Annotated in this window: 20 protein-coding genes and 1 pseudogene; 10 read left to right on the plus strand and 11 right to left on the minus strand. The window is 65.0% G+C overall.

Annotation, left to right across the window (positions count from 1 at the left end):
* The first annotated feature begins 22 nt into the window (after positions 1 to 22).
* Positions 23 to 844, plus strand: coding sequence for an AraC family transcriptional regulator (locus I6F35_RS05105; RefSeq protein WP_225116566.1), 822 nt, complete (start codon positions 23 to 25; stop codon positions 842 to 844).
* A gap of 16 nt (positions 845 to 860) precedes the next feature.
* Here I6F35_RS05105 and I6F35_RS05110 read toward each other — a convergent pair whose 3' ends face one another.
* Positions 861 to 1208 carry a hypothetical protein gene (locus I6F35_RS05110; RefSeq protein WP_225116567.1) on the minus strand — a complete coding sequence of 116 codons (348 nt, stop codon included), beginning with the start codon at positions 1206 to 1208 and terminating at the stop codon, positions 861 to 863.
* A gap of 229 nt (positions 1209 to 1437) precedes the next feature.
* Between I6F35_RS05110 and I6F35_RS05115 the strand changes: the two genes are divergently transcribed.
* The 8 genes and pseudogenes from I6F35_RS05115 to I6F35_RS05150 form a co-directional block, all read left to right on the plus strand.
* On the plus strand, positions 1438 to 2640 hold the full coding sequence (locus tag I6F35_RS05115) for an MHYT domain-containing protein (protein WP_225116568.1): 1203 nt from the start codon (positions 1438 to 1440) through the stop codon (positions 2638 to 2640).
* Between the two features lie 174 nt (positions 2641 to 2814).
* Positions 2815 to 3678, plus strand: coding sequence for a xanthine dehydrogenase family protein subunit M (locus I6F35_RS05120; RefSeq protein ID WP_225116569.1), 864 nt, complete (start codon positions 2815 to 2817; stop codon positions 3676 to 3678).
* Positions 3679 to 3691: 13 nt separating this feature from the next.
* Positions 3692 to 4192 carry a (2Fe-2S)-binding protein gene (locus I6F35_RS05125; RefSeq protein ID WP_225116570.1) on the plus strand — a complete coding sequence of 167 codons (501 nt, stop codon included), beginning with the start codon at positions 3692 to 3694 and terminating at the stop codon, positions 4190 to 4192.
* Positions 4189 to 6609 carry an aerobic carbon-monoxide dehydrogenase large subunit gene (locus I6F35_RS05130; protein WP_225116571.1) on the plus strand — a complete coding sequence of 807 codons (2421 nt, stop codon included), beginning with the start codon at positions 4189 to 4191 and terminating at the stop codon, positions 6607 to 6609. The genes I6F35_RS05125 and I6F35_RS05130 overlap by 4 nt, the downstream gene beginning before the upstream one ends.
* Positions 6610 to 7482, plus strand: a complete 873-nt coding sequence (locus I6F35_RS05135) for a MoxR family ATPase (RefSeq protein WP_225116572.1) — start codon at positions 6610 to 6612, stop codon at positions 7480 to 7482. It abuts the gene before it with no gap.
* Entirely contained in the window at positions 7479 to 8687 is a 1209-nt protein-coding gene (locus I6F35_RS05140; RefSeq protein ID WP_225116573.1) for a VWA domain-containing protein, read from the plus strand. Before I6F35_RS05135 ends, I6F35_RS05140 begins: the two co-directional genes overlap by 4 nt.
* Before the next feature lie 75 nt (positions 8688 to 8762).
* Positions 8763 to 9590 (plus strand): XdhC/CoxI family protein, encoded by an 828-nt coding sequence (locus tag I6F35_RS05145; RefSeq protein WP_225116574.1) that lies wholly within the window; start codon positions 8763 to 8765, stop codon positions 9588 to 9590.
* 18 nt (positions 9591 to 9608) lie between these two features.
* Positions 9609 to 9713: pseudogene (locus I6F35_RS05150) on the plus strand (SRPBCC domain-containing protein); the annotation flags it as partial.
* A 752-nt stretch (positions 9714 to 10465) separates the two neighbouring features.
* Here the strand turns inward: I6F35_RS05150 and I6F35_RS05155 are convergent.
* From I6F35_RS05155 to I6F35_RS05165, 3 genes are all read right to left on the minus strand, one after another.
* Positions 10466 to 11449, minus strand: a complete 984-nt coding sequence (locus tag I6F35_RS05155; RefSeq protein ID WP_225116575.1) for an alpha/beta hydrolase — start codon at positions 11447 to 11449, stop codon at positions 10466 to 10468.
* A 151-nt stretch (positions 11450 to 11600) separates the two neighbouring features.
* Positions 11601 to 12617, minus strand: a complete 1017-nt coding sequence (locus tag I6F35_RS05160) for an AraC family transcriptional regulator (protein ID WP_225116576.1) — start codon at positions 12615 to 12617, stop codon at positions 11601 to 11603.
* Between the two features lie 197 nt (positions 12618 to 12814).
* On the minus strand, positions 12815 to 15616 hold the full coding sequence (locus I6F35_RS05165; RefSeq protein WP_225116577.1) for a LuxR family transcriptional regulator: 2802 nt from the start codon (positions 15614 to 15616) through the stop codon (positions 12815 to 12817).
* A gap of 198 nt (positions 15617 to 15814) precedes the next feature.
* Here I6F35_RS05165 and I6F35_RS05170 point away from each other — a divergent pair, with 198 nt between their 5' ends.
* Positions 15815 to 16063, plus strand: a complete 249-nt coding sequence (locus I6F35_RS05170; protein ID WP_225116578.1) for a hypothetical protein — start codon at positions 15815 to 15817, stop codon at positions 16061 to 16063.
* On the opposite strand, the gene I6F35_RS05175 is transcribed toward I6F35_RS05170, so the two are convergent.
* Genes I6F35_RS05175 through I6F35_RS05205 form a run of 7 tightly spaced genes read right to left on the minus strand, consistent with a single transcriptional unit; the run spans position 16064 to position 23118 of the window.
* Positions 16064 to 16690 (minus strand): NAD(P)H-dependent oxidoreductase, encoded by a 627-nt coding sequence (locus I6F35_RS05175; RefSeq protein ID WP_225116579.1) that lies wholly within the window; start codon positions 16688 to 16690, stop codon positions 16064 to 16066.
* A 13-nt stretch (positions 16691 to 16703) separates the two neighbouring features.
* The gene (locus I6F35_RS05180; protein WP_225116580.1) at positions 16704 to 18275 is read right to left on the minus strand and encodes an isochorismatase family protein; all 1572 of its coding nucleotides are present in this window, start codon (positions 18273 to 18275) and stop codon (positions 16704 to 16706) included.
* 19 nt (positions 18276 to 18294) lie between these two features.
* A complete protein-coding gene (locus tag I6F35_RS05185) occupies positions 18295 to 19143 on the minus strand; it encodes an MBL fold metallo-hydrolase (RefSeq protein ID WP_225116581.1) in 849 nt (282 codons plus the stop codon).
* A gap of 58 nt (positions 19144 to 19201) precedes the next feature.
* Complete coding sequence (locus I6F35_RS05190; protein WP_225116582.1) at positions 19202 to 20092, minus strand: amidohydrolase family protein; 891 nt, start codon at positions 20090 to 20092, stop codon at positions 19202 to 19204.
* On the minus strand, positions 20089 to 21207 hold the full coding sequence (locus tag I6F35_RS05195; protein ID WP_225116583.1) for a VWA domain-containing protein: 1119 nt from the start codon (positions 21205 to 21207) through the stop codon (positions 20089 to 20091). The genes I6F35_RS05190 and I6F35_RS05195 overlap by 4 nt, the downstream gene beginning before the upstream one ends.
* Positions 21204 to 22085: a MoxR family ATPase gene (locus I6F35_RS05200; protein WP_225116584.1), complete on the minus strand. Its 882-nt coding sequence runs from the start codon at positions 22083 to 22085 to the stop codon at positions 21204 to 21206. Before I6F35_RS05200 ends, I6F35_RS05195 begins: the two co-directional genes overlap by 4 nt.
* Before the next feature lie 10 nt (positions 22086 to 22095).
* Positions 22096 to 23118: a molybdopterin cofactor-binding domain-containing protein gene (locus I6F35_RS05205; protein WP_225116585.1), complete on the minus strand. Its 1023-nt coding sequence runs from the start codon at positions 23116 to 23118 to the stop codon at positions 22096 to 22098.
* Between the last annotated feature and the right edge of the window lies 1 nt (position 23119).

The raw sequence follows: 23119 nt of genomic DNA on the forward strand, positions 1-23119 counted from the left end.
ATGGCGATAGAGAGATGGTACCATGCCGCAGATTCAGCTTCGACGAGATGACAACGCTCACTTCAACGATCATCTGCCGGTTCACGCGACTGTCCATGAAAGATCGTCATCGCCAGCCGCAATGTCGCTGCCCAGCCATCCTGCCGTCGATGACAGCATGGCGTTTGCCTTTCAACGCCTGCACCTCGTGCTCGCGATTGCAGCGCAGGGTTATGCGGAGGGGAATGCCGCCGAGCGCGATGCGCTGCTGAACGCCGCCAACAGCCTCGACGTCTTCCGGCACAAGGCTGCGATCGAACGGCTGAAGGATCCCGTCATCAAATGCCTGTCTGATGCGCTGACGGAAGCCAGGCAGGCCTACGACCGTCATGCCGGAATTCGCGCCGATGCGTTGCGGCTTGCCGTGGCCATCAGGCTGCTTGGCTTGCAGGCCGGGAACGGCTCGTCCATGGACGATGGATCTGTTTTCACTGCCCCCGCCGAGCAGCCGGTCGGGGGATTGCAGAAATGGCGCCTCAGGCGCGTTGCCGAATATGTCGAGAGCCATCTATCGAAGAAGATCACGCTGTCGGATCTGGCCGCCGTCGCGGGATTGAGCCGGATGCATTTCGCTTCGCAATTCCGGATCGCGACCGGCCTTCGGCCGCATGAATATCTACTGCGACAGCGCATCCGCCGTGCCGACGAACTGCTCCGACACACGACGATGACGATCGTCGAGGTTGCCCTGAGCGTCGGATTCCAGACCCAGGCGCATTTCACCACGGTGTTCAAGCGGATCGCCGGAAGCACTCCGGCCCAGTGGCGCAACACCCACTACGTCATCGGCCAGGGTTCCCAATAACGCTGCCTGCAACTGCTCATCGCGCCGCGAGCGCGCGTCTGGCCCTGTCCAGTTGGGCATTGCATTGGGCGACATCACCTGCGCGGTCGGCAGCGCGGGCAAGGTCGAGCGCGTTGAGGACGCGTTGGAGACGTCGCCCATATTTGCCTTCGGTGGCCGCGATCGATCGCGGCGTCGGCTGGTAATTCCGCGTCGCGTTGAGACTCTCCTTCTGCCAACCCCCGGCGCCGGCGCGTTTCTCGATGGCGGCATCGGCCTGGGCCTGAACGCGCGCGATCGAGTCCTCGCAAGGGCCCGCATGGCTCGGCGGAATCGTCAGCAGCAGGATGAGGATGGCGGCCCCGAACGGCGTGACCTTTTCCATGGGTTCGTCTCCCTTGCGTGTGGTCAACTGTCACCTGGTCCAATGACAGTGCCCGCGACCGACGTCTTTCGCAATTGAACGTGCACGCGCAACCACAAGCTTTTTCGAGATAACACCGCCTTTGCGAAGGGAACAAGGCGCTGCGCAGCGGTAGACTGTCTCTAAATGTCTGGTTATGTAAGGACGCTAGGGAGGGGCCAGCCCGTGGAGACGGGCGGCCGAGACGATGATGTTCGAAGGACACGATCCCTATCTCGTCGCGCTGTCGGTGGCGATCGCGATCCTGGGTGGATATACGGGCTTCAGCCTGGCGGCGCGGATTCGCGGCACGCCGGGTGGCAGCAACCGCATCCTGCTCGCGGGCGCCGCCGCGTTTCTGGCCTTCGGTATCTGGACCATGCATTTCGTCGGCATGCTGGCGGCGCCGCTGCCGCCCGACACCGTCTATCTGGTGCTGCCCACGATCATCTCCTTTCTGATCTGCGCGCTGGTGGTCGGCATCTCCCTGTTCTTCGTCAGCATCGGCGAGCCCTCGCTCAAGCGCGTGATCTCGTCCGCCGTGCTGCTCGGCGCGGGCATCGCCAGCATGCATTACGTCGGCATCCATGGCCTGTCCGGCCATTTCGCGATCGAGCATGACGGCGTGTTCGTCCTGCTGTCGGTCGTCGTGGCGATGGTGACGGCCTATGGCGGGCTGCGCGCCTTCCTTGCGCAGCAGGCGGGCTTTCGGCTGGTCGCCAGCTCGATTGCCTTCGGCGTCGCCGTCTCCGGCATGCATTACACGGCCATGGCCGGGATGCATTTCGTGCCGCTTGCGGCCGGGGTGCACCAGCATCTCGGCGGCGGACTTGCTGCGTCGCAACAGATTCTGTCGATCATCGTGGCCGTCCTCTCGTTCGTGATCGCGGCCGGATTCCTGTTGTCGCTGGTGCCGGACCCGCGACGACAGAGTCTGGTGCCGGCAATCGCCGGCGATCTGGCGCCGTCTGCCGACGTGCTCGTGCCTGAACCCATCGCGACCGTTGCTGCACCGCGAATGAGCATGGCACCGCTCGGCGGCGTCGGCCGGCCGCCCCGTCCGGCGCCCGCGCCGCGGCTGCCGGTGGAAGGCGCCGATGGCACACACTTTATAGATATCGCCGACGTGCGCAGCGTCAGGGCCGATGCTCATTACACGCGGGTTCACGACGGAACCCGGGAGCGGATGTGTCCGTGGTCGATCTCCGAGGCTGAAGCGCAGCTCGATCCAGCTCTGTTCATGCGCGTGCACCGCAGCCATATCGTCGCTATCCCCCACGTCGCCTTGGTGCGGAAGGAGGGAGATGGGGCGGTCATCGAGCTCGACGGCATCTCGCCGCATCGCGTCCCCGTCAGCCGCGCCAAGATCGCCGAGGTCAAGGCGCGACTCGGTCTCAGCCGTCGTCATGCCTAGGCCCTGCAGCCGGCCATAGGTCGGAGCGGTTGACGCAATTCGTGCTCCGCCATCCGCATTTCGTGCGAAAAACCCCATTCCGTGCCCGAACGATTGCGGTCGGGAAAAACCGGAGAGACCGTCCCGCCAACGTCCACGCGCCCGACCGGCGCCAAAGGACGATTGGAGGAAACGATGATCCCGGGACCTTTCAGCTATCACCGGCCGGCGAGCCTGGCCGACGCGGTCAAATTGCTGGCCGATCTGGGCGACGATGCCCGGCCGCTGGCCGGCGGGCACAGCCTGGTACCGATGATGAAGCTCCGGCTCGCCACGCCGGCTCATCTCGTCGATCTTCACGGCGTCGACGATCTCAAGGGCATCCGCCGCGACGGCAACACGATCGTGATCGGCGCGATGACGACCCAGCACGAGCTGCTGGCGTCCGGCGAAATCCGGCAAAGCTTGCCGATCCTGCAGGAGACGGCCGCGCTGATCGCCGATCCGCAGGTGCGCTACTGCGGCACGATCGGCGGCAATGTCGCCAACGGCGATCCCGGCAACGACATGCCGGCGCTGATGATGGTCCTCGGCGCGAATTTCCGGCTGAGCGGACTGGGCGGTGAGCGCGATGTTCCGGCAAGCGAATTCTACCAGGGGGCCTATTTCACCGCGCTCGAGCCCGGCGAAATCCTGACGTCGATCTCCATTCCGGTGCCGCCGGCCGGTCACGGCTATGCCTATGAGAAGCTGAAGCGCAAGGTTGGCGATTATGCCACCGCAGCCGCGGCTGTCGTGCTGAGCATGGCGGCTGGCAAGGTCGCGACCTGCGCGATTGGGCTGACCAATCTGCACGAGACGCCGCTGCTCGCGACGGACGCTGCCAATGCCGTGATCGGCACCAGTCTCGAGGCGGCCACCTTGAAGCAAGCCGCGGCCGCCGCGGAAGCGATCATGGCGCCAGCGGCGGACGCCCGAGGTCCAGTCGAATACCGCAAGCATGTCGGCGGCATCATGGTGATGCGGGCGTTGCAGCGCGCTGCTGGCCGCGCAGCGTAGAGGGAGGGGACAGATGGCAAAGACACGCGTGACCATGAAGGTCAACGGCGCCGAGGTCGAAGGCCTGGTCGAGCCGCGCACGCTGCTCGTGCACTTCATCCGCGAGAACCTGCAGCTGACCGGCACCCATGTCGGCTGCGAGACCACCCATTGCGGCGCCTGCACCGTCGATCTCGACGGCATGTCGGTGAAGAGCTGCACGGTGTTCGCCGTGCAGGCCGACGGCTCCGAGATCACCACCATCGAAGGCATGGCCAATCCCGACGGTTCGCTGTCGGCGCTGCAGGAAGGTTTCCGCATGATGCACGGGTTGCAGTGCGGCTTCTGCACGCCCGGCATGATCATGCGCGCGCACCGGCTGCTGCAGGAGAACTCCTCGCCGACCGAGCAGGAAATCCGGATCGGCATGTCGGGCAATCTCTGCCGCTGCACCGGGTACCAGAACATCGTTCGGGCGATCCAATACGCCGCCGCCAAGCTCAACAATGTCGAATTCAAGGAGGCCGCGGAATGAACGACATGACTCCCACGCGGGAACAACGCACCGCCGCCCTCGAAGGCATGGGCTGCAAGCGCAAGCGCGTCGAGGATATTCGCTTCACGCAAGGCAAGGGCAACTATGTCGACGACGTCAAGCTGCCGGGCATGCTGCATGGCGATTTCGTCCGCTCGCCGCATGCGCATGCGCGCGTCAAGTCGATCAAGACCGAAGAGGCGCTGAAGGTGCCGGGCGTGCTGGCGGTCATCACCGCCGAGACGCTGAAGACCGTCAATCTCGCCTGGATGCCGACGCTCGCCGGCGATGTGCAGATGGTGCTGGCCGACGGCAAGGTGCTGTTCCAGAACCAGGAGGTAGCGTTTGTGATCGCGACCGATCGCTACGCCGCCGACGACGGCCTCAACAAGGTCGAGGTCGAATACGAACAGCTCGCCCCGCTGGTCGATCCGTTCAAGGCGATGGACCAGGATGCGCCTGTGCTGCGCGAGGACCTCGCCGGCAAGACCACCGGCGCGCATGGACCGCGCAAGCACCATAACCACATCTTCGAGTGGACGGTCGGCGACAAGGATCTCACCGATACGGCCTTCCGCAAGGCCGAGGTCACGATCAAGGAGATGATCTCCTATCACCGCACCCATCCGTCGCCACTGGAGACGTGCCAGTGCGTCTGCTCCTTCGACAAGGTCAAGGGCGAGCTGACGATCTGGGGCACCTTCCAGGCGCCGCACGTGATCCGCACCGTGGTGTCGCTGATCGCCAAACTGCCGGAGCAGAAGATCCACGTGATCGCGCCCGACATCGGCGGTGGCTTCGGCAACAAGGTCGGCGCCTATCCCGGCTATATCTGCGCCGCAGTGGCCTCCATCGTCACCGGCAAGCCGGTGAAGTGGGTCGAGGACCGGATCGAGAATCTGACCGCGACTTCGTTTGCGCGCGACTATCACATGACGACCGAGATTGCGGCGACCAGGGAGGGCAAGGTCACCGGCCTTCGCGTCCATGTGCTCGCCGATCATGGCGCCTTCGATGCCTGCGCCGATCCGTCGAAATGGCCGGCGGGCTTCTTCAACATCGTCACCGGCTCCTACGATTTCCCGACCGCGCATCTGACGGTCGACGGTGTCTATACCAACAAGGCGCCGGGCGGCGTCGCCTATCGCTGCTCCTTCCGCGTCACTGAGGCTGCCTATTGCATCGAGCGTGCGATGGATATCCTGGCGCAAAAGCTCGGCATGGACCCGGCGGAGCTGCGGCTGAAGAATTTCATCAAGCCCGAGCAGTTCCCGTATCACTCCGCGCTTGGCTGGGAATATGATTCCGGCGATTACCACACCGCCATGCGCAAGATGATGGAGGTGACGGATTACGCCGCACTCCGCAAGGAGCAGGCTTCGAGGCGCGCGGCCTTCAAGCGCGGCGAGACCCGCGAGATCATGGGGCTCGGCGTGTCCTTCTTCACCGAGATCGTCGGCGCTGGCCCATCGAAGAATTGCGACATCCTGGGCATCGCAATGTTCGACTCCTGCGAGATCCGCATGCATCCGACCGGTGCGGGCATCGCGCGGATGGGCACCAAGAGCCAGGGCCAGGGCCACGAGACCACCTGGGCCCAGATCATCGCGACCGAGATCGGCATTCCCGCCGACAACATCATGGTCGAGGAGGGCAACACCGACACCGCGCCCTACGGGCTCGGCACCTACGGCTCGCGCTCGACGCCGGTGGCGGGCGCCGCGATTGCGATGGCCGCGCGGAAAATCAAGGCGAAGGCGCAGATGATCGCGGCCTACAAGCTCGAAGTCCACGAGGATGATCTCGAATGGGACATCGACGGCTTCCGCGTCAAGGGCCTGCCGGAGAAGTTCATGTCGATGAAGGACATCTGCTGGGCGGCGTACAATTCGGTGCCGCCTGGCATGGAGCCGGGGCTGGAGGCGGTGAGCTATTACGATCCGCCCAACATGACCTATCCGTTCGGCGCCTATCTCTGCGTGATGGACATCGATGTCGATACCGGCGTCTACAAGGTCAGGCGCTTCTATGCGCTCGATGATTGCGGCACCCGAATCAACCCGATGATCATCGAGGGCCAGGTGCATGGCGGGCTTACGGAAGCCTTTGCGATTGCGATGGGCCAGGAGATCCGCTACGACGACACCGGCAACGTCGTGACCGGCTCGTTCATGGACTTCTTCATGCCGACCATGGTGGAGACGCCGCATTGGGAGACCGACTTCACGGTGACGCCGTCGCCGCATCATCCGATCGGGGCCAAGGGCGTCGGCGAAAGCCCGAATGTCGGCGGCGTGCCGGCGTTCTCCAACGCCGTCAATGACGCCTTCTCGTTCCTCGGCTCGACCCACATCCAGATGCCGCATGATTTCTGGCGCAACTGGCAGGCAGCGAAGACTCTCGGAGCGGTCGCCTAGATGAAGGGACGTGAGGAGATCGCGCAAGCGCTGGCTGCATCCGGTTACATCGCCGATGCGGAGCTTGCGACCGCGATCTCGCTGATGCAATTGCTGCGGCGTCCGCTGCTGCTCGAAGGCGAGGCGGGCGTCGGCAAGACCGAAGTGGCGAAGGCGCTGGCGCAGGCGCATTCGACCGAACTGATCCGCCTGCAATGTTATGAGGGGCTCGACCAGTCGGCCGCGCTCTACGAGTGGAACTACCAGCGACAGCTCTTGGCGATCCAGGCGCATCATGGCGAAGATGCAGATGCAGTTGAGGACCGGATCTTTTCCGAGAAGTATCTGCTCGAACGGCCGCTGCTTGCCGCGATCCGCCGCGAGCAGGCTCCTGTGCTCTTGATCGACGAGATCGATCGCGCCGATGACGAGTTCGAGGCGTTCCTGCTCGAACTGCTGTCGGACTTCCAGGTCTCGATCCCTGAGCTCGGCACCGTCTCCGCCGTCACCATCCCGCATGTCGTGCTGACGTCCAACGGCACGCGCGAGCTTTCGGATGCATTGCGGCGACGCTGTCTCTATCATTACGTGGACTATCCCGATGTCGACCGGGAGACGCGCATTATCCTGGCGCGAATCGCAAACGCGAGCCCGTCGCTGTCGTTGCAGATTGCGCGCATGGTGCAGGAGATCCGCAAGGAGGATCTGCGCAAGGTCCCCGGCGTCGCCGAGACGCTGGACTGGGCGGCGGCGCTGGTCGGGCTCGATATCCGCGATCTCAACGATGCGCCCGAGACGGTGCATGAGACGTTGATCTGCCTGCTCAAGACTCATGAGGATCGTGCCCGCTTCACGCCGGAGGTGACGCAGCGGCTGTTGGGGAAGGTCGCATGAGCTGCTGTGGCACCAATCCGGGGTTTGAGGAGATCGACGAGGTCTCGCGCCTGGTCTCGGGCCGCCTCGCGGCCTTTCTCCGCACGCTGCGCGACAATGGCTTCCGCATCGGCCTTGCCGAGGGCCGTGATGCCGCGGCGCTGATGGCGGAAGGCTATGCGGCGCGGCCGGGATTGCTGCGGTCGGCGTTCAAGCATCTGTTCTCCGCGCGGAAATCGGATTGGGAGAAATTCGATGGGCTGTTCGACGCGTTCTGGCTGGGCAAGCGCGTGCGGTCCCGGTCGCGGACGATGGCGTCGGGACAGGCGGCGAACAGCCCTTCGCTCAAGACGCTGCAGAATGGAATGCCCGAGCCCAGCGCCAGCCGGTCCACGACCGACCAGGTGCCGTCGTCCGACGATGTGCCCGAAGGACGTAGCGGCGAGGGGCGGATGGAAGGCGCATCGCGCGCGGAAAATCTCGCCGAGATTGATTTCCGCAAGCTCGCCGATCCCGACCAGGTCGCGCAGGCCCATGAGGCTGCGGCTCAGCTCGCGAAGGTCATGCGCACGCGGCTGACGCGGCGCGATCTCGCGCGGCGGCGCGGCTATCGGCTCGATCTGCGCCGCACTATCCATCGCAACATCAATCATGGCGGCGTGCCGATCAGCCTGGTGAAGCGGCAGCGCAAGGACAAGCCGCTGCGGCTGATCGTGCTGCTCGATGCCTCCGGCTCGATGGGCATGTATCCGAGCGTGTTCCTGCGCTTCATCCATGGCGTGCTCGACGAATTCCGCGAGGCCGAGGCATTTCTGTTCCATACCCGTCTCGCTTACGTTTCCGACGCCATGAAGGAGAAGGACGCCGGCCGCGCGCTCGATCGGCTCTCGATCATGGCGCAGGGCGCCGGCGGCGGCACGCGGATCGGCGAGAGCCTGCAGACCTTCAACCGCTGGCATGCCGCGCGTGTGATCCATTCGCGCAGTTGCGTGATGATCGTGTCGGACGGCTACGAGACCGGCGATGCGGCGCTGCTCGGCCGCGAGATGGCCGGGCTCGCCAGGCGCTGCCGCCGCATCGTCTGGCTCAATCCGATGATGGCCTGGGAGGGCTATGCGCCGGAAGCTGCCGGCATCAAGGCGGCGCTGCCGCATGTCGATCTCTATGCGCCGGCGAACACGTTGCAGAGCCTGCGCGCGCTCGAGCCTTATCTGGCGAAGCTCTAGATTCTTGTTTTGACGCGTTTTCTTCACGCGAACCGGTATCCACTTCGCTCGAAAACGCTCTGAAGGAATTGTCTGATGACTGCTCATGTCGAAGTCATGGACCTGGTCGCGCAGATGAAGTCGGCCGAGCGGGCCTTTGTGCTCGCCACTGTCGTGCGGACGGTTGCGGTGACCGCGGCGAAGGCCGGCGCGAAGGCGATCATCGCGCCTGACGGCACCATCGTCGCGGGCTGGATCGGCGGCGGTTGCGCGCGCAGCGCGGTGCTGAAGGCGGCGCGCGAGGCGCTCGCCGATGGCGTGCCGCGAATGGTGTCGGTGCAGCCGCAGGACCTGCTCACCGATCTTGGCGTCAAGGCCGGCGAGAGCCGCGACGGCATCCGCTTTGCCAGCAACATGTGTCCGAGCAAGGGCACCATGGATATCTTCGTCGAGCCGGTGCTGCCGCATCCGTCGCTCATCATTCTTGGCGCGAGCCCGGTGGCGCTGTCGCTGGCCGCGCAGGCGCGCAGACTCGGCTATCACATCACGCTCGCCGCCCCCGCCGCCGATGTGTCCGCGGAGCCGGATGCCGACGAGCGGATCGACGGCTTCCAGTTGGGCGAGCTTAACGACGCGAAGCGTTTCATCGTGGTGTCGACGCAAGGAAAGGGCGACGAAGCTGCGTTGCGCGCGGCGGTCGCGATCGAAGCCTGCTATCACGCCTTCGTCGGCAGCCGCCGCAAGATGGCTTCGCTGCGCGCCAAGCTGATCCGCGAGGGCGTGGACGCTTCGCTGGTCGACCGCGTCAAGGCGCCCGCCGGCCTCGACCTCGGCGCCATCACGCCCGAGGAGATCGCGATGTCGATCCTGGCCGAGATCACGATCGAGCGGCGGCGCGGCCAGCGCTTGCCAGGTTCCGCCTGAAGTCACTGAGGTCCAATCATGCAGATGAACGACAGCCAGCGTATTCCCGCTTCGAAAGAGAAGGTGTGGGCGATGCTGAACGATCCCGCGGTGCTCAAGCAGTGCATTCCCGGTTGCGAGGCGGGAGCAAGCGGTTGCCGCGGAGCACATCACAAAGGCCCGTGGTTATGGGTCCTGGCCTTCGCCAGGACGACACGCCGTCATTGCGAGCGCAGCGAAGCAATCCATAGCGCCACAAGCGGAGACGTGGATTGCTTCGCTGCGCTCGCAATGACGGGGATGGGTTCTGATTTGAATTTCAAACAGCAGTGAGGGTGTGGGTGCGCATTCTCGCGGCGCTTTGCGTCCGAGCTTTGTGTACCTTTTCACCCTCCTCGATATCAGAGGGCGCAGGGAAAGCCGGGTGCCGGCTGCACCCGTGGGCCCCGTGCAACAAAAAGCACGGGGGTAGGACCACAGGTCAACCGGAGCAACACCGGCTTTCCCTGCGCAGTGGTTTACGGCTTACTTCGTGCTCTTCCCGGTGACCGGGCTTTCTTGCCACCGTCATCTCTCGCGCAATCTTGTTTGCACAAAAAACTTAGCGCCAGCGTCGGGGCGCCAGAACCACACGACTTCGCCGTCCGCGATACGCATGCTCGTCAGTCACACGTATCACGTCCACCGCATCTCACCGCAACGTTCGTGACGATCGCGATCCGCCCCTCATCCGCCGTGAGACGCGCGGAGTTAAATCACTGATTTGCCCGACGACGGAAGCAGGATATTTTTCGCGAGATGGGTGGACAGGGCAAATCACATTGAAATCCTTTGCTAAATCGGCGCACAGAAAAATAGCTTCGCTGGGCGCCTCATGCTTCCGAACCGCAGCGTGACTAGAACAGATGCGCGCGGAGTTGGTCACAGGCCTGGCGGATCGCGGCTTGGGTGCCGGGTTCGCGCAGGATGCCGTTGAGCGCGACGAAGTCGTGGATCGTGCCGTTATAGCGTGTAGCAACGACGGGAACGCCGGCGTTCTTCAGCTTCAGCGCATAAGCTTCGCCCTCGTCGCGAAGCGGATCGTTCTGGGCGGTGATCACCAGCGCCGGCGGCAGGCCGTGGAGCTGGTTGGCGCTGGCCCGCAGCGGTGAGACGTAGGGCTGATTGCGGGTTTTCTCATCCGGAGCATAGATGTCCCAGCCGAATTTCATGAACTCGCGGGCGAGGAAGCGGCCGGTGGCGAATTGATGATAGGACGCCGTGTCTATGCTGGCATCAGTCGCGGGCACCATCAGCAGTTGGAAGCTGATCGTCGGTCCGCCCCGGTCCTTGGCCATCATCGTCAACGCTGCAGACATGTTGCCGCCGACCGAATTGCCGGCGACCGCGATCCTGCTGCCGTCCAGGCCGATGTCGGCGCCATGGGCCGCGATCCATTTGGCGGCGGCGTAGTTCTCCTCGACCTGGGTCGGATAGATCGCATCCGGGATCGGCGTGTATTCGACGAAGACAGCGGCGGCGCCGCTGCCGACGACGAGATCACGGACCAGGCGCTTGTGGTTCTCGAAATCGCCGGCGATCCAGACGCCGCCGTGAATGAAGAGGATCACCGGCAACGTGTCGCGCGCCTTGTCCGGCTTCATCACGTAAAGCTTGAGGTGATGGCCATCGGCATCGATCGTTCGTTCGGTGATCGTTACGCCCGACAGGTCGACGACATATTTGTTCTGCAATCCTGTGAGTGTCGCCCGCACCTGCGGGCCGGGCAGCGTCCAGAACGGGCTTGGGTCCTTGTTCACCTCCTTCAAGAAGGCGCGCACCATCGGATCGATGTTTTGGTCCCTTGCGGCATCGGGAATCGCAGAGGCAGTCTGTGTCACGGGGATTACTCCTGAAATGAGGGTTGCAACCGCACCTGGAGAGTTTCGTGCCTGACTCGCCAGGTATCGAGCGAGAGTGACAGTGGGACCAACGGAGTTATTCGGCTTTCGCACGCAAATTTCGCAATCGACACAGAAATCGCGCGAGCGATCAGCGCCGATTGTGCTGGCGCCAGCGGCGCGGTGTCAGGCCGGAGAGAGTCTTGAAGACGCCGGTAAAGTGGGCCTGCGAGCTGAAGCCGACGCTCAAGGCAACGTCAACGATCGGCAGATCCGATGTCGCCAAAAGGGCTTTTGCCTTTTCGACGCGAAGCCTCAAGAGATATTGATGCGGACGAAGACCGGTCGCGACGCGGAACTGAGCGGCGAAGTACATGCGGCTCAGACCCGCGGCCTTCGCGAGATCGATGAGCGTGAGCCGACGGTCGTAATATGCATTCATGAAATCGACCGCGCGGCGGAGCCGCCAGTTCGGCAGCGCGGCGACATGATTTCGCGCTGTCGAGGCAGGCCGCTCGCCGTACAGTTTGAGCAGACGTACGGCGATGGTCAGGCCCAGCGATTCCGCGTAGAGCTCGTCATAGGACTCGCCGAGTTCGCCGGCCGACAGCAAGGCGCGGCCAAGCCGTTCGATTAGCGGATCCCGCGGGAGGCCCGGATCGCGGAACGTGATATCGCCGATCGGCAGCTTGCCGTGGCACCATTTGAAGCACTCCTTCAGCAGCGCATTCTGCATGAAGAGGTGAAGGACATCGTAGCTGCTGTGATAGACGGCGCGCGCCGGTACTGCCGGCCGGGCGAGATGAATGGTGCCTGGCGTTACCTCAAGGTTCGGAAGTGATCGCTTGCCAATCCAGAATGAGAGCTTCGCCGACTGCAGGGAAACGCTCAGCATGTGGTGGTCGCGCGAAATCTCAGCCGATTGCTCGCGCATATCGGCGCCGCGCCAGCGTGTCGCGATCAGCCTTGCGTCCGGCCGGCTGGTGCCGGAGAGGATATCGGGCGAGCACCATTTGCGCTCCTCCTGTACGATGGAACAACCCGACCGCGGCTGCTGCAGCAGCAGCGCCGGACGTTGCTTCATGTTCTCTCGAATGACAGTTGGCTTCCAGTCCGATCCGTCGCCGCAAGGCGGCGCAAGGTCGGGCCCATCCGTCAGATGCGACATGCAACCCTCTTCGTCGTGAGGGTTTAAGCTAGCCCCGCACTGGCTGGCGCCGCTTCTGTCAAATGACCGGCGGGGTGACCGAGCCTGTGTTTGGCTAGAGCATTTTCGGTTCTGATTGAATCAGAACCGAAGCTCTAGATTCTTGTTTTCACGCGTTTTCTTCACGCGAACCGGTGTCCACTTCGCTCGAAAACGCTCTAATCCGCGGGCCCGGAACGCCTGGCGAGTGCATTGTGGAGGCCGGCGCGGGAGGTGATGCCGAGCTTTGGAAAGATCCGGTGCAGGTGATAGCCGACGGTCCGATGCGACAGATAAAGCCTCGCGCCGATCTCCTTGTTGGAAAGTCCCTCGGACGCGAGCTGGGCGATCTGCAGCTCCTGCGGGGTCAATCTTTCCCAGATGGGCTCGGTGCGCCTTCCGCTGGACTCGCCGGACGCGCGCAACTCCGCGCGCGCGCGTTCGCTCCAAGGTGAGGCGCCGAGCGCGTCGAAGATATCCCGGGCCGCCCGCAACGGCGCCCTGGCGTCAGCGGCCCGCCGCTGGCGGCGCAGCCACCCGCCATAGGCAAGCAGCAGGCGGCCGCGCAGGAACGGCCACTCCTTGGCGAGGCCGAGGCCATGGTGAAAGATCGGCTCGGCATCGTCTGGCTCGGCCAGCAATGCCTTGCCGTAGGCGAGCATGATCGCGACCCATGGCACCGGTGCCGCAGCCGTGCGGCGCTCGATATCCTCGATCACCGCGTGGGCCGCTCGCCCCTTGCCGCAGGAAGCCGCTGCCTCGACGAAATCGGCCAGCCCGAAGAATTGGACGCCGGAATTGAAGGCCGGATCGACCGGATCGAATAGACGCCGCAGGTGATCATAGGCTTCCAGGTGCCGACCTGCGCCGATGGCCGATACGCCGCGCGCGACCTGCAGCAGCGCCAAGAGAAAGCTGGCGCCGACGGAGAGCACCAGGCGCTCGGCCTGGGTCGCATAGATCTCGGACTGTTCGAAGTCACCCTGCATGCCCGCGAGCTTTGCCTTTACGACGGTGGCGGCTGCGATCCACAGCGTCCCGCCGGTCTCTTCGGCGAAGCGCACGGATTCCTCGGCCTCGCGCATCGCCCCCATCCAGTCGCCGATTTCCATCTCGGCCCAGGCCTGCGCAAACAACACGCGTGCGAGATCGCTGAGCCGTCCTTGTTCACGCAGCGCAGCGCTGGAGTCGCCGAGGAAGCTCGCGCCGAGATGAAAGGCGCCGATCACATTGGCGGTGCTGCCCAGCATCCGCGCGACCGCGGGATCGCCGGTTCTTTTCTCGGAGAGTTCGCGGAGCTTCGTGTAGACGTCGTTGCCGCGTTCCAGCGGCCCGACATAAGCCGCGATTGCGATCTGGCGCGAATCCGTCGCGCACGTCTCCAGGCGGCGTGCCGCTTCGAAAATGCCGGCGCGCACGGCGCCGCTTGCGTCGCTCCACCAGCAGTGCTGGCCGGCGCGCCACAACAGGTTGAGCGCCAGATCCTTCGCACCGGCCAATCTGGCCTGCTCTGCAAACTCCACCAAGGCAGGGATCGTCGCCGGATCATTGATCGTCGGGGGCTGGCTCATCTCGCGAATCCATCCGATCCGGGCGGCGGCGACTTGACCCTGTCCATCCGCACCCACTTCGCGCAGCAGGCGCTCGACCAGTTCCGGCTGTCCGAGATCGGCGGCCAGTTCGGCAGCCTGCAGGTAGCGATGACGTCGCGCTTTCGCCGTGCTGCTCAGCCGTGCGGCGCTTTCGAGTGCCGAGATCGCGGTGATGACGCTGCCGCGCCGCTGCGCACGCGCTGCCATGCGGTCGTGCTCGGCCGCGAGTTCATCATCTGGGACAACGGTCGCCGCCGCGCGATGCCAGACGCGGCGGTCCGGTTGATCCTGGATGATCGCAGCGAGGGCGGCGTGGATCTTCTGGCGGATCACGAGATCGGTTGCCTGATGGATGGCGGAACGAATCAGCGGGTGCCGGAACTTGATCTCCGTGCCGTCGACCTCGATCAATTTGGCCGAGATCGCCGGCGTCAGCATCTCGATTCCGGTCGGCTCGCCCAGCAACACGTCGCCGGCGCGCAGGATCTCGTGCAGGGACGTTGCGTCGTTTTCCGCAGCGATGCCCAACAGCGAGCGCGTCGCGTCGGGAAGCTCGGACGCCCGGCCGAAGAAAGCGCGCTCCAGCCGTTCCGTCAGCGGAAGCCACGGCCCATCGCCGGCGTCCGCCGCACGTTCGCTGCGCGGTAGTTCGAGCAGCGCCAGCGGATTGCCGGAGGCCTCGGCGATGTAGCGGCGGCGGAGCTCGGGCGGAAGGTCGGGGGCATGGGCATCCAGCAACTGCCCGGCGGCGGTTTCGTCCAGACCGGACAATCGGAGCCGAACTGCACCGGCGTGTCCGAACGATCGATTGGAGCCATCGCGCAGGGCTGCAAGCAGAATAACCGGATCGGAGCTCAGCCGCCGCGCGACGAACGACAGCACGTCATAGGTCGGCTGGTCCAGCCATTGCACATCGTCCGCCACCAGCAGAATGGGTTTGCGCGTCGCGCTTTCGGTCAGCAGCGTCAGCGTGGCCAGCGCCACCAGGAACATGTCCGGAGGCGCAGCGTCGTCGCGCATGCCGAAGGCGGCGAGCAGCGCCGCCCGCTGTCGCGGCGGCAGGTGCTCGACCCGCGCCATCAGCGGACGCAGCGCTTGTTCGAGCCCGGCGAACGGCAAATGCGCTTCCGCTGCGACGCCCGTCATGCCGAGCACGCGCCAACCAAGATCAGTGGCCCGGCGCCGGGCGGCGTCGAGCAGCGCCGATTTGCCGATTCCGGGTTCCCCGCTGACGACGACCGTTGAGCCGCCGTCGTCGATGCGGTCCAACTGCCGGTCGATCAGGCCGAGCTCGTCGTCCCGTCCCTGCAGAAAGGGAGAGCCTGCTTGCGCGAAATCGGTAGGGCGCCTCCGCCGCGGGACATCAGCCGTCTTCAGTTGCCTAGACATTGCTGTCTGCCGTGCTGGCGAATCTCATGGGGGCAGGTAACCGCGTGAAGGAGCGGGGCCATGACAAAGGTCATTCTCGTTGAGGCATGATCCTGCGTGCGGACCATGGTCGGATTGGGTCGAATTCGATCGTCATCTTATCTCGTTGTTTGGGCGTGTCTTTTCGGAACGCCCGATCTCCATCTCCCGGATCAAGCTGTGACGATGATGGCCGAGTTGACGGCCCTCAATCGAGGTCGTGCTCTGGAAGAGTATGTTACCCTTGCCGTCTTCGGCCGCAGGCTACGATCGGGATCAAGGGGCGGCGCCGGCTGGATTCTGCCGGGCACCTCGCTGCGCCACGGGCTTGGCGGCACGGTAGGCTCCGCGATCGGCTACAGGCTGAGCGCGGTCGTGCTCGCGGTGCTGGCGGGCATGATCGGCGTGCATTCGCTCGTAATCGCCTGATCAGAAGTTCGCCGCCATCTCGGCGAGGCGGCGATGCGCATTTTCGCGGGCGATCCGGATCGGCTCGGCCGGTCCGGTGGTCGGGCCGATCGGCACGAAGCTGATATTGCTGATCCCGATGAAGCGGAGTGCTTCGCGCAAATAGGGCGTGGCCATGTCGATGCGTCCGCGATTCATGCCGGTGACGAAGTCGCTGCCGCTGGCGAGGATGACCAGCGTCGGCCGGTCCTTGAGCAGCGGCAGATAGCCTTGCGACGGATCGAAGCGGAATGTCAGGCCGGGCTGGATGATGACGTCGAGCCAATGCTTCAGTTTGTAGGGGATGCCGAAATTCCACATCGGTGTCGAGATCAGCACGCGGTCGGCAAGCGAAAGGCGCAGCGCGATGCGCTCCGCGGCGGCGAAACCGTCACGCTCCGCGTCGGTGAAGGACTGGCCGTTCAGGCGGGCATATTTGGCATCCAGAAGCGCGCCGGAAAATTCCGGCAAGTAATCGCGCCAGAGGTCCATAAGATCGATGTCCCAATCCGGCCGCACCTTGCGAAAGTGCTCGAGGAAAACGCGTGCGCCGGCGGCCGATTCCGAATCGGCGCGCGGCGAGCAGGCGAGATGAAGGAGCTTTGGCACGTGCCTGCGCCTTTCATCCCAAGGCCTTGATGACGGTGTCGGCGTTGGTCACGACGGCGACGTTCTGCAGCGCGAAGTTGATCGAGGCGTTGTGCCAGTCCGCGTTCATGGTCGAGCAGCAATCCTCCGGCACGATCATGAAATAGCCCTTGTCGGCGCCGGTGCGCGCGGTGTGCTCGACCGACATGTTGGTCCAGGCGCCGGTATTGATGATCATGTCGCGACCCGTGGCCTTCAGGATGGTCTCCAGCCGCGTGCCTTCCCAGGCGCTCATGCGCATCTTCTCGACGACGAAATCGCCCGCGCGCGGCTCGAGCCCGGACACCGGCGCCGCGCCCCAACTGCCGCGCACCATGGCCTTGCTGTCGACCAGACCCTCGAACAGCGGCGCATTCAGCGTGACGCCGGGCGCGCCCGGTTCGACGATGAACCAGACGTGGATGATCGCGACGCCGCGCGAGCGCGCGACGTCTGCAAGCCGCCGGACATTGTCGACGACGTGCTGCTGCCGCGCATGCGCCGGCGCGCCCGATTCCGCGAAGGCGCCGCCATCCATGATGACGTCGTTCTGCAGATCCTGGATGATCATCGCGCAGCGCTGCGGATCAAGCCGCATGTCGCCAGCGGTCAGGTTGGGCGCCGGCGTCGAAGAAGCCGCGGCGGCGCCGCCGCGCCGGCCGCTCATATAAGGCTCATGGCGCGGGCCGACCTTGGTCGGCATCGCGTAGACCGAATGGGTCGCAGTCAGATAGAGCGTGCGGAAATCCGCGCCGCCCCAGGCGAGATTGGCGACGAGTTCGGGAAGGCGCAGCTTGCCGAGCAAGTCGCTGCTGGGCGAATAGACCCAGACGCCGCCGGGTGCAGTGACCCAGACGTTGCCGTGCTGATCACACTTCATGCCGTCGGGCACGCCGGGCTCGAATTCGGAACGGATGCTGCCTGCAAAGACGCGCGGATTGGCGAGCCCGCCGTCAGCCTCGACATCGAACGCGCGGATCAGCGCCTGCACGGTGTCGTTGACATAGAGCACGCGTTCGTCAGGAGAGAAGCAGAGGCCGTTCGGCTGCTCGAACAAATTGCGATCGACCAGCAAGCGAGGCGCGCCGCCGCCGGGCGGCACGCGATAGACGCCCTGGAAGCCGAGCTGGCGCGGCCGCTCGACGCCATAGACCGGCATGCGGCCATACCATGGATCGGAAAAATAGATCGCGCCGCTCGAATGGACGCAGACGTCGTTCGGACTGTTGAGCTCCTGGTTCTCGAAATGCGAGGCGACGACTTCGCGCCGTCCATCCGGCCGCTCGCGGATCAGCGCGGAGGTGGCATGCTCGCAGACGATCAGGTTCAGCTCCGCGTCATAGGTCATGCCGTTGCATTTGTTCGCGGGCCGCCTGACCTCGACGACGCCGCGCCGCGCGTCCCAGCGCCGGCGCACATCGGCCGGCATGTCCGAGAACAACAGATAATGATCGGTCGGATGCCAGACCGGTCCCTCCGTGAACTCGAAGCCCGTGCCCACCTGGCCGACCGGCGCATAGGGATCGATCAGGTTCTCGAATTCCGGCCGCAGGGTGACGTGCGTCATCGGCTAAGTCCTCTCGCGCTCACGCCGGGAACCAGCGGCGCTCCGACAGGCTCTGCACGATCGGACCCGGCACCTGGTCGTGCAATCGGCCGACAACGGCGCCGCCTTCGATCTTGGCGGGCCGGTCGTGCACCGGCAGCAGATAGCGCGAGCCGCTGAGCAGCTTCTTGATCGCGGCCTTCTCCGCGCGCTTGCTGGTGCCGTGATTGCCGGTGGTGCGCGGCTCCCAGTCATGGATCTCGTTGAACGGCGTTACGATCTGGTCGTTGAAATCGTAGATCACGTCGCCGCAGATCGTGGCGATGCCGTCAGCGGTGTGGACGTGGATGTTCATCGAGCCCTCGGTGTGGGCATTGGCGGCGTCGCAATAGACGCCCGGCATCAGTTCGATCGGGCCGGTGATCTCGAGGTCGAGGAAGCGCAGCGCGCCCTTGGTGTGCAGGCGGTCGATCAGGTGCTTGATGTCGGGTGCCGGATATTGCGGATGCATCAAGCCGGATACGGAATATTCGAGCTCGCGGCGGTTGAGGACGACGGTGGTGTTCATCGGAAACAGATCGTCCTTTCCGGCATGGTCGATGTGCAGATGGGTGTGGCAGACGAAGCGTACGTCGCCCATGCGCACGCCGTGACGTGCGAGCTGGTTCTCGATCATGTTCTCGTGGAATTGCAGGCCGCGCATGCCCAGCGTTTCCATGATCTGGTTGGAGCGATAGCCGGTGTCGACCACGACCGGGTAGGGGCCGCCGAGGATCAGGAAGCCGAGCGTCAGCACGCGCCGGGTGCGGCCGCAGTCGCGCCCGAGCACGAGGAAGCTCGACTCCAGCTCGATATCGCCATAGTCCAGGATCTTGATTTCCAACGGCATCCATTCCCTCCCAAGTTCCTTTTGATCTTTATCGTCGTTGGCCGCGTCGGCAGATGCACTACGGGCCAAGACGATAAACGCGCATGGCGGTCGTCCTGAAGATCGCGTCCCGTTGCTCGGGGCCAAGTCTTGCTGCAGCAGCGCGATAGGCCTCGACCAATTCGCCATAGCTGGTCCAGAGCTTCTCGATCGGAAAATTCGAGCCGAACAGGCATCGTTCAGCGCCGAAGATCATCACCGTGTCGGTGAGAACGTCAGCGATATGGGCCGGATCGTTGCGGTGGATGAACGTGCCAAGTCCTGAAATCTTGGTTACGATGTTCGGACAGCTTGCGAGCCGTGCCATGCCGACGCGCCAGGCGGTGCGGCCTTCCGGCGACAGGTCCTCCCACATCCCTGCATGCTGCAGGATGAACGTTACATCAGGGCAGGCTTCGGCGAGATTCGCGGCATCCGCCATCTGCGGCGCGAACACCTGCAGGTCAAAACTCCAGCCGTAATCGGCGAGCCGTGCGACGTTGCGGCGGATCACGGGATCGGCGCAGAGATCGGGCCGCGCGGCGAAACGGTAGAGCGGGTTTTCGTGCCAGTGCAGTTGCATCCGCACGCCGCGCACCAGCGGATAGCGCGCGAGCCGATCGAGTTGCGGGCGCACGTCGCTGGCGGAGAAGTCGGCATAGGCGACGATGGCATGCGGCCAGCCGTGCTTGGCCGCCGTCTGCTGCACCCAGGCCGCCTCGTCCTCGAAGCGATCCGTGGGCCAGTTGGTCTGCACGTAGACCGAGCGGATCACGCCGGTGCCGGCGAGGTCGTCGAGATATTCGCGGATCGGATAGTCGCGGCGGATCGGCTCATAGGGGCCGAAGATGCGCGGCTGCATCGGGCCCGACAGCCAGGCGAGGTCCGCCTGCCGCCAGATGTGGTGGTGGGCGTCGACGATCTCGGTCATGCCGCTCTCCTTCCTCCGAGCGACAACAGATGCGATACGACGGCAGCGCTCGACCCGCCGCCGGAGAGGTTATCGACAAAGCGCTCAATCGCGATCAGCGCTTCGGTTTGCGGCCGGAAGGCGGGCCCGCTCGCCAGCGGTGTCAGCCAGCTCAGCGACCAGGCGCGTCGCGACAATTTCGCGACCGCATCGCGCAAAGCGGAGATATCGCCGCGCTCCAATCCATCTGAGACCACGACAACCGCGGCGCCGCGCGCGTAGCCGCCGAACCGCGGCACGGCAAGAAACGCCTGCAGGGCGTCGCCGATGCGGGTGCCGCCGTCCCAGTCGCTGACGAGATGCGCGGCTGCGTTCAGCGCCTGCTCGCGGCGTTTCAGGCGCAATGCGCGGGTGACGCGCGTCAGCCGAGTGCCGAAGGTGAACACCTCGACATTGCGCGCAGCCTGAATCAGCGCATGCGCGAGCTTCATGTTCTCCTCGGTGCGCGCCTTCATCGAGCCGGAGACGTCGATCAGGAGCAGGATCTTGCGCGGGCGCAGCCGCCGCTTCAGATGCCCGAGCCGCAGCACCTCGCCGTCATTGCGCACGCTGTCGCGCAAGGTGCGGCGGATGTCGGCGAAGGGGCCGCGGCGCGCGCGCATCCGCCGGTGGCCGCGTCGACGCGGCAGCCGTTTCGATGCCTGGCGCGAGAGACGGCGGAGCGCGTCGCTGGTCGTGCCCTGCGCAAAGCGGCGCTCGACCAGGGCCTCCGTGCGGGCGGCGGTGAGGCCGGATTCGTTGGCCTCGTCGGCAAGCGGCGGCTCGTCCTCGCCGCGGCCTTCCTCCTGCAGGCGGACGATTTCCTCGTCCGCGTCGTCGGTGCGCTCGATGGCCTCGCTGCCGCGGAAGTGAATATCGAACAGCCGGTCATAGGTCGCGCGGCGTTCCGGCGGCGGCGCCAGCGTCGCGAGGCCTGCGAGGCGGATATGCTCGAGGCTGCGCGGCCCGAGCAGTTCGATCGCGGCGAGAAAGGCGGTGGTTTGCTCCGGCGCGACGGCGAAGCTGTTGCTGCGCAACAGCGCGACGAAGGAGATGAAAGTCTGTGCGGCACGCGGCAGCGGCAATTCGTCGTTCACGCGGCGGCCTCCGCTATCAGCGCATCGAGCCGGGGCGAGATGAAATGAAGATCCTCCTCGTCCTTCAGGGCGACGCCGATCGATCGCTTGAACGCATCCGGCCAGCGTGCGCCGCCCTTGTGCAGGAGTGTTGCGGCCTCCGCCCAGTCGACTGCCTCGGCAATGCCGGGCGACTTGCTCAGAGGCTCACGCCTCAGCTTGCCGACGGCGGCGACCACTGCGCGTGCGGTCCCTTCGGCGACGCTGGACGCACGCATCATGACGATGCGTGCTTCGCGTTCGGCGGTCGGATAGTCGATCCAGTGATAGACGCAGCGGCGCCGCAGCGCCTCGTGCAGGTCGCGCGTCCGGTTCGAGGTCAGCACCACGACCGGATGTTCCGACGCGCGCACCGTGCCGCGCTCGGGGATGGAGATCTGGAAGTCGGACAGGAATTCAAGCAGGAAGGCCTCGAATTCCTGGTCGGCCCGGTCGATCTCGTCGATCAAGAGCACGGTCGAGTCGGGTGCGCGCAACGCGGCGAGCATCGGCCGCTCGATCAGGAAGGTCTCGCCATAGATGTCGATGGTCTCGTCGCCGGCCTGCCGGATCGCCAGCATCTGGCGCGGATAGTTCCACTCATAGAGCGCAGCCGCGGCGTCGATGCCCTCATAGCATTGCAGGCGGATCAGTTTGCGGCCGAGCACGGCGGCGATCGCCTTGGCGGCCTCGGTCTTGCCGACGCCGGGCGCGCCTTCCAAAAGCAGCGGCTTGCCGAGCGCGAGCGAAAGATAGGCTGACGTCGCGATGCCGTCGTCGGCGAGGTAATAGGCCGCGCGCAACGCCTTCTCCAGCGCTTCGGGCGAGTCGATGCCGACGATGTTGCTGCGAACCGGCATGCGTCCCGCCCTAGCGCCGCGCCTGCGGCCGCGCGCCGCCCTGCGCCTTGATCGCGCGCAGCACGCGTTCAGGCGTGATCGGCAATTCATCGACGCGGACGCCGACCGCGTTGAAGATCGCGTTGGCCACGGCGGGCAGCACTGGATTTGCGCACATCTCGCCCGGACCCTTGGCGCCGAACGGCCCGTCGGCCGCGGGACGCTCCAGCACCGCGATGTCATGCGGGCAGATGTCGCCGGGCCCCGGCATCAGATATTCGACGAAGTCGCGCGGCCCATGGCTCGGGTCGGGATAATACGGCTCGGGCGTCTCGTAGAGCGCGTGGCTGATGCCCATCCAGGCGCCACCGACCAGTTGCTGTTCGACCAGCCGCGGATTGAGCGCGCGCCCGAGTTCATAGGCACTGTCCATGCGGACCATCGCCACCTCGCCGGTCTCGTCGTCGACCTCGACCTCGGCAACCAGGCAGGCATGCGCGTAGCATGTGGCAGGCGACATCTCGCCGGTTTCAGGGTCGACGTCGGACAGCGGTACCAGGAAGATGCCGCGGCCGGAGATCGTCTTGCCCTGCTTGAACTGCGCGGCGATCGCGACGTCCTTGGTCGAAATCGAACGATGCGGTGCGCCCTTGACGTGGATATTGCCGCGGCCGTCGGTCTCGAGATCGGCGGCGTTCACCTCCAGCTCTTCGGCGGCCGCTTCCATCATCACGCCGCGCGCCTCGCGGGCGGCCATCATCACCGCATTGCCGACGCGATGCGTGCCGCGCGAGGCAAACGAGCCCATGCAGTGCGGCCCGGTGTCGGAATCGGCGGTGTCGACATAGACGTCCTCGACCGGCACGCCGAGCGTCTCTGCGCAGATCTGCCGCGTCACCGACTTCATGCCCTGGCCGAGATCGATCGAGGACAGCGCCACCGTGAACTTGCCGCTGGGGTTGGAGTGAACCAGCGCCTGGCTCGGGTCGCCGCCGAGATTCATCCCGATCGGGTAGTTGATCGACGCGATGCCGCGTCCGCGATGTCGGGTCATG

The organism is Bradyrhizobium sp. BRP22, from assembly GCF_020194175.1.
Lineage (GTDB): Bacteria > Pseudomonadota > Alphaproteobacteria > Rhizobiales > Xanthobacteraceae > Bradyrhizobium.

Coding starts and splice junctions, on each gene's coding strand:
- I6F35_RS05120 (WP_225116569.1), top strand. CDS start 2,815: ATGATCCCGGGACCTTTCAGCTATCACCGGCCGGCGAGCCTGGCCGAC.
- I6F35_RS05130 (WP_225116571.1), top strand. CDS start 4,189: ATGAACGACATGACTCCCACGCGGGAACAACGCACCGCCGCCCTCGAA.
- I6F35_RS05135 (WP_225116572.1), top strand. CDS start 6,610: ATGAAGGGACGTGAGGAGATCGCGCAAGCGCTGGCTGCATCCGGTTAC.
- I6F35_RS05105 (WP_225116566.1), top strand. CDS start 23: ATGCCGCAGATTCAGCTTCGACGAGATGACAACGCTCACTTCAACGAT.
- I6F35_RS05125 (WP_225116570.1), top strand. CDS start 3,692: ATGGCAAAGACACGCGTGACCATGAAGGTCAACGGCGCCGAGGTCGAA.
- I6F35_RS05145 (WP_225116574.1), top strand. CDS start 8,763: ATGACTGCTCATGTCGAAGTCATGGACCTGGTCGCGCAGATGAAGTCG.
- I6F35_RS05205 (WP_225116585.1), bottom strand. CDS start 23,118: ATGACCCGACATCGCGGACGCGGCATCGCGTCGATCAACTACCCGATC.
- I6F35_RS05140 (WP_225116573.1), top strand. CDS start 7,479: ATGAGCTGCTGTGGCACCAATCCGGGGTTTGAGGAGATCGACGAGGTC.
- I6F35_RS05115 (WP_225116568.1), top strand. CDS start 1,438: ATGTTCGAAGGACACGATCCCTATCTCGTCGCGCTGTCGGTGGCGATC.
- I6F35_RS05160 (WP_225116576.1), bottom strand. CDS start 12,617: ATGTCGCATCTGACGGATGGGCCCGACCTTGCGCCGCCTTGCGGCGAC.
- I6F35_RS05190 (WP_225116582.1), bottom strand. CDS start 20,092: ATGACCGAGATCGTCGACGCCCACCACCACATCTGGCGGCAGGCGGAC.
- I6F35_RS05165 (WP_225116577.1), bottom strand. CDS start 15,616: ATGTCTAGGCAACTGAAGACGGCTGATGTCCCGCGGCGGAGGCGCCCT.
- I6F35_RS05200 (WP_225116584.1), bottom strand. CDS start 22,085: ATGCCGGTTCGCAGCAACATCGTCGGCATCGACTCGCCCGAAGCGCTG.
- I6F35_RS05110 (WP_225116567.1), bottom strand. CDS start 1,208: ATGGAAAAGGTCACGCCGTTCGGGGCCGCCATCCTCATCCTGCTGCTG.
- I6F35_RS05185 (WP_225116581.1), bottom strand. CDS start 19,143: ATGCCGTTGGAAATCAAGATCCTGGACTATGGCGATATCGAGCTGGAG.
- I6F35_RS05180 (WP_225116580.1), bottom strand. CDS start 18,275: ATGACGCACGTCACCCTGCGGCCGGAATTCGAGAACCTGATCGATCCC.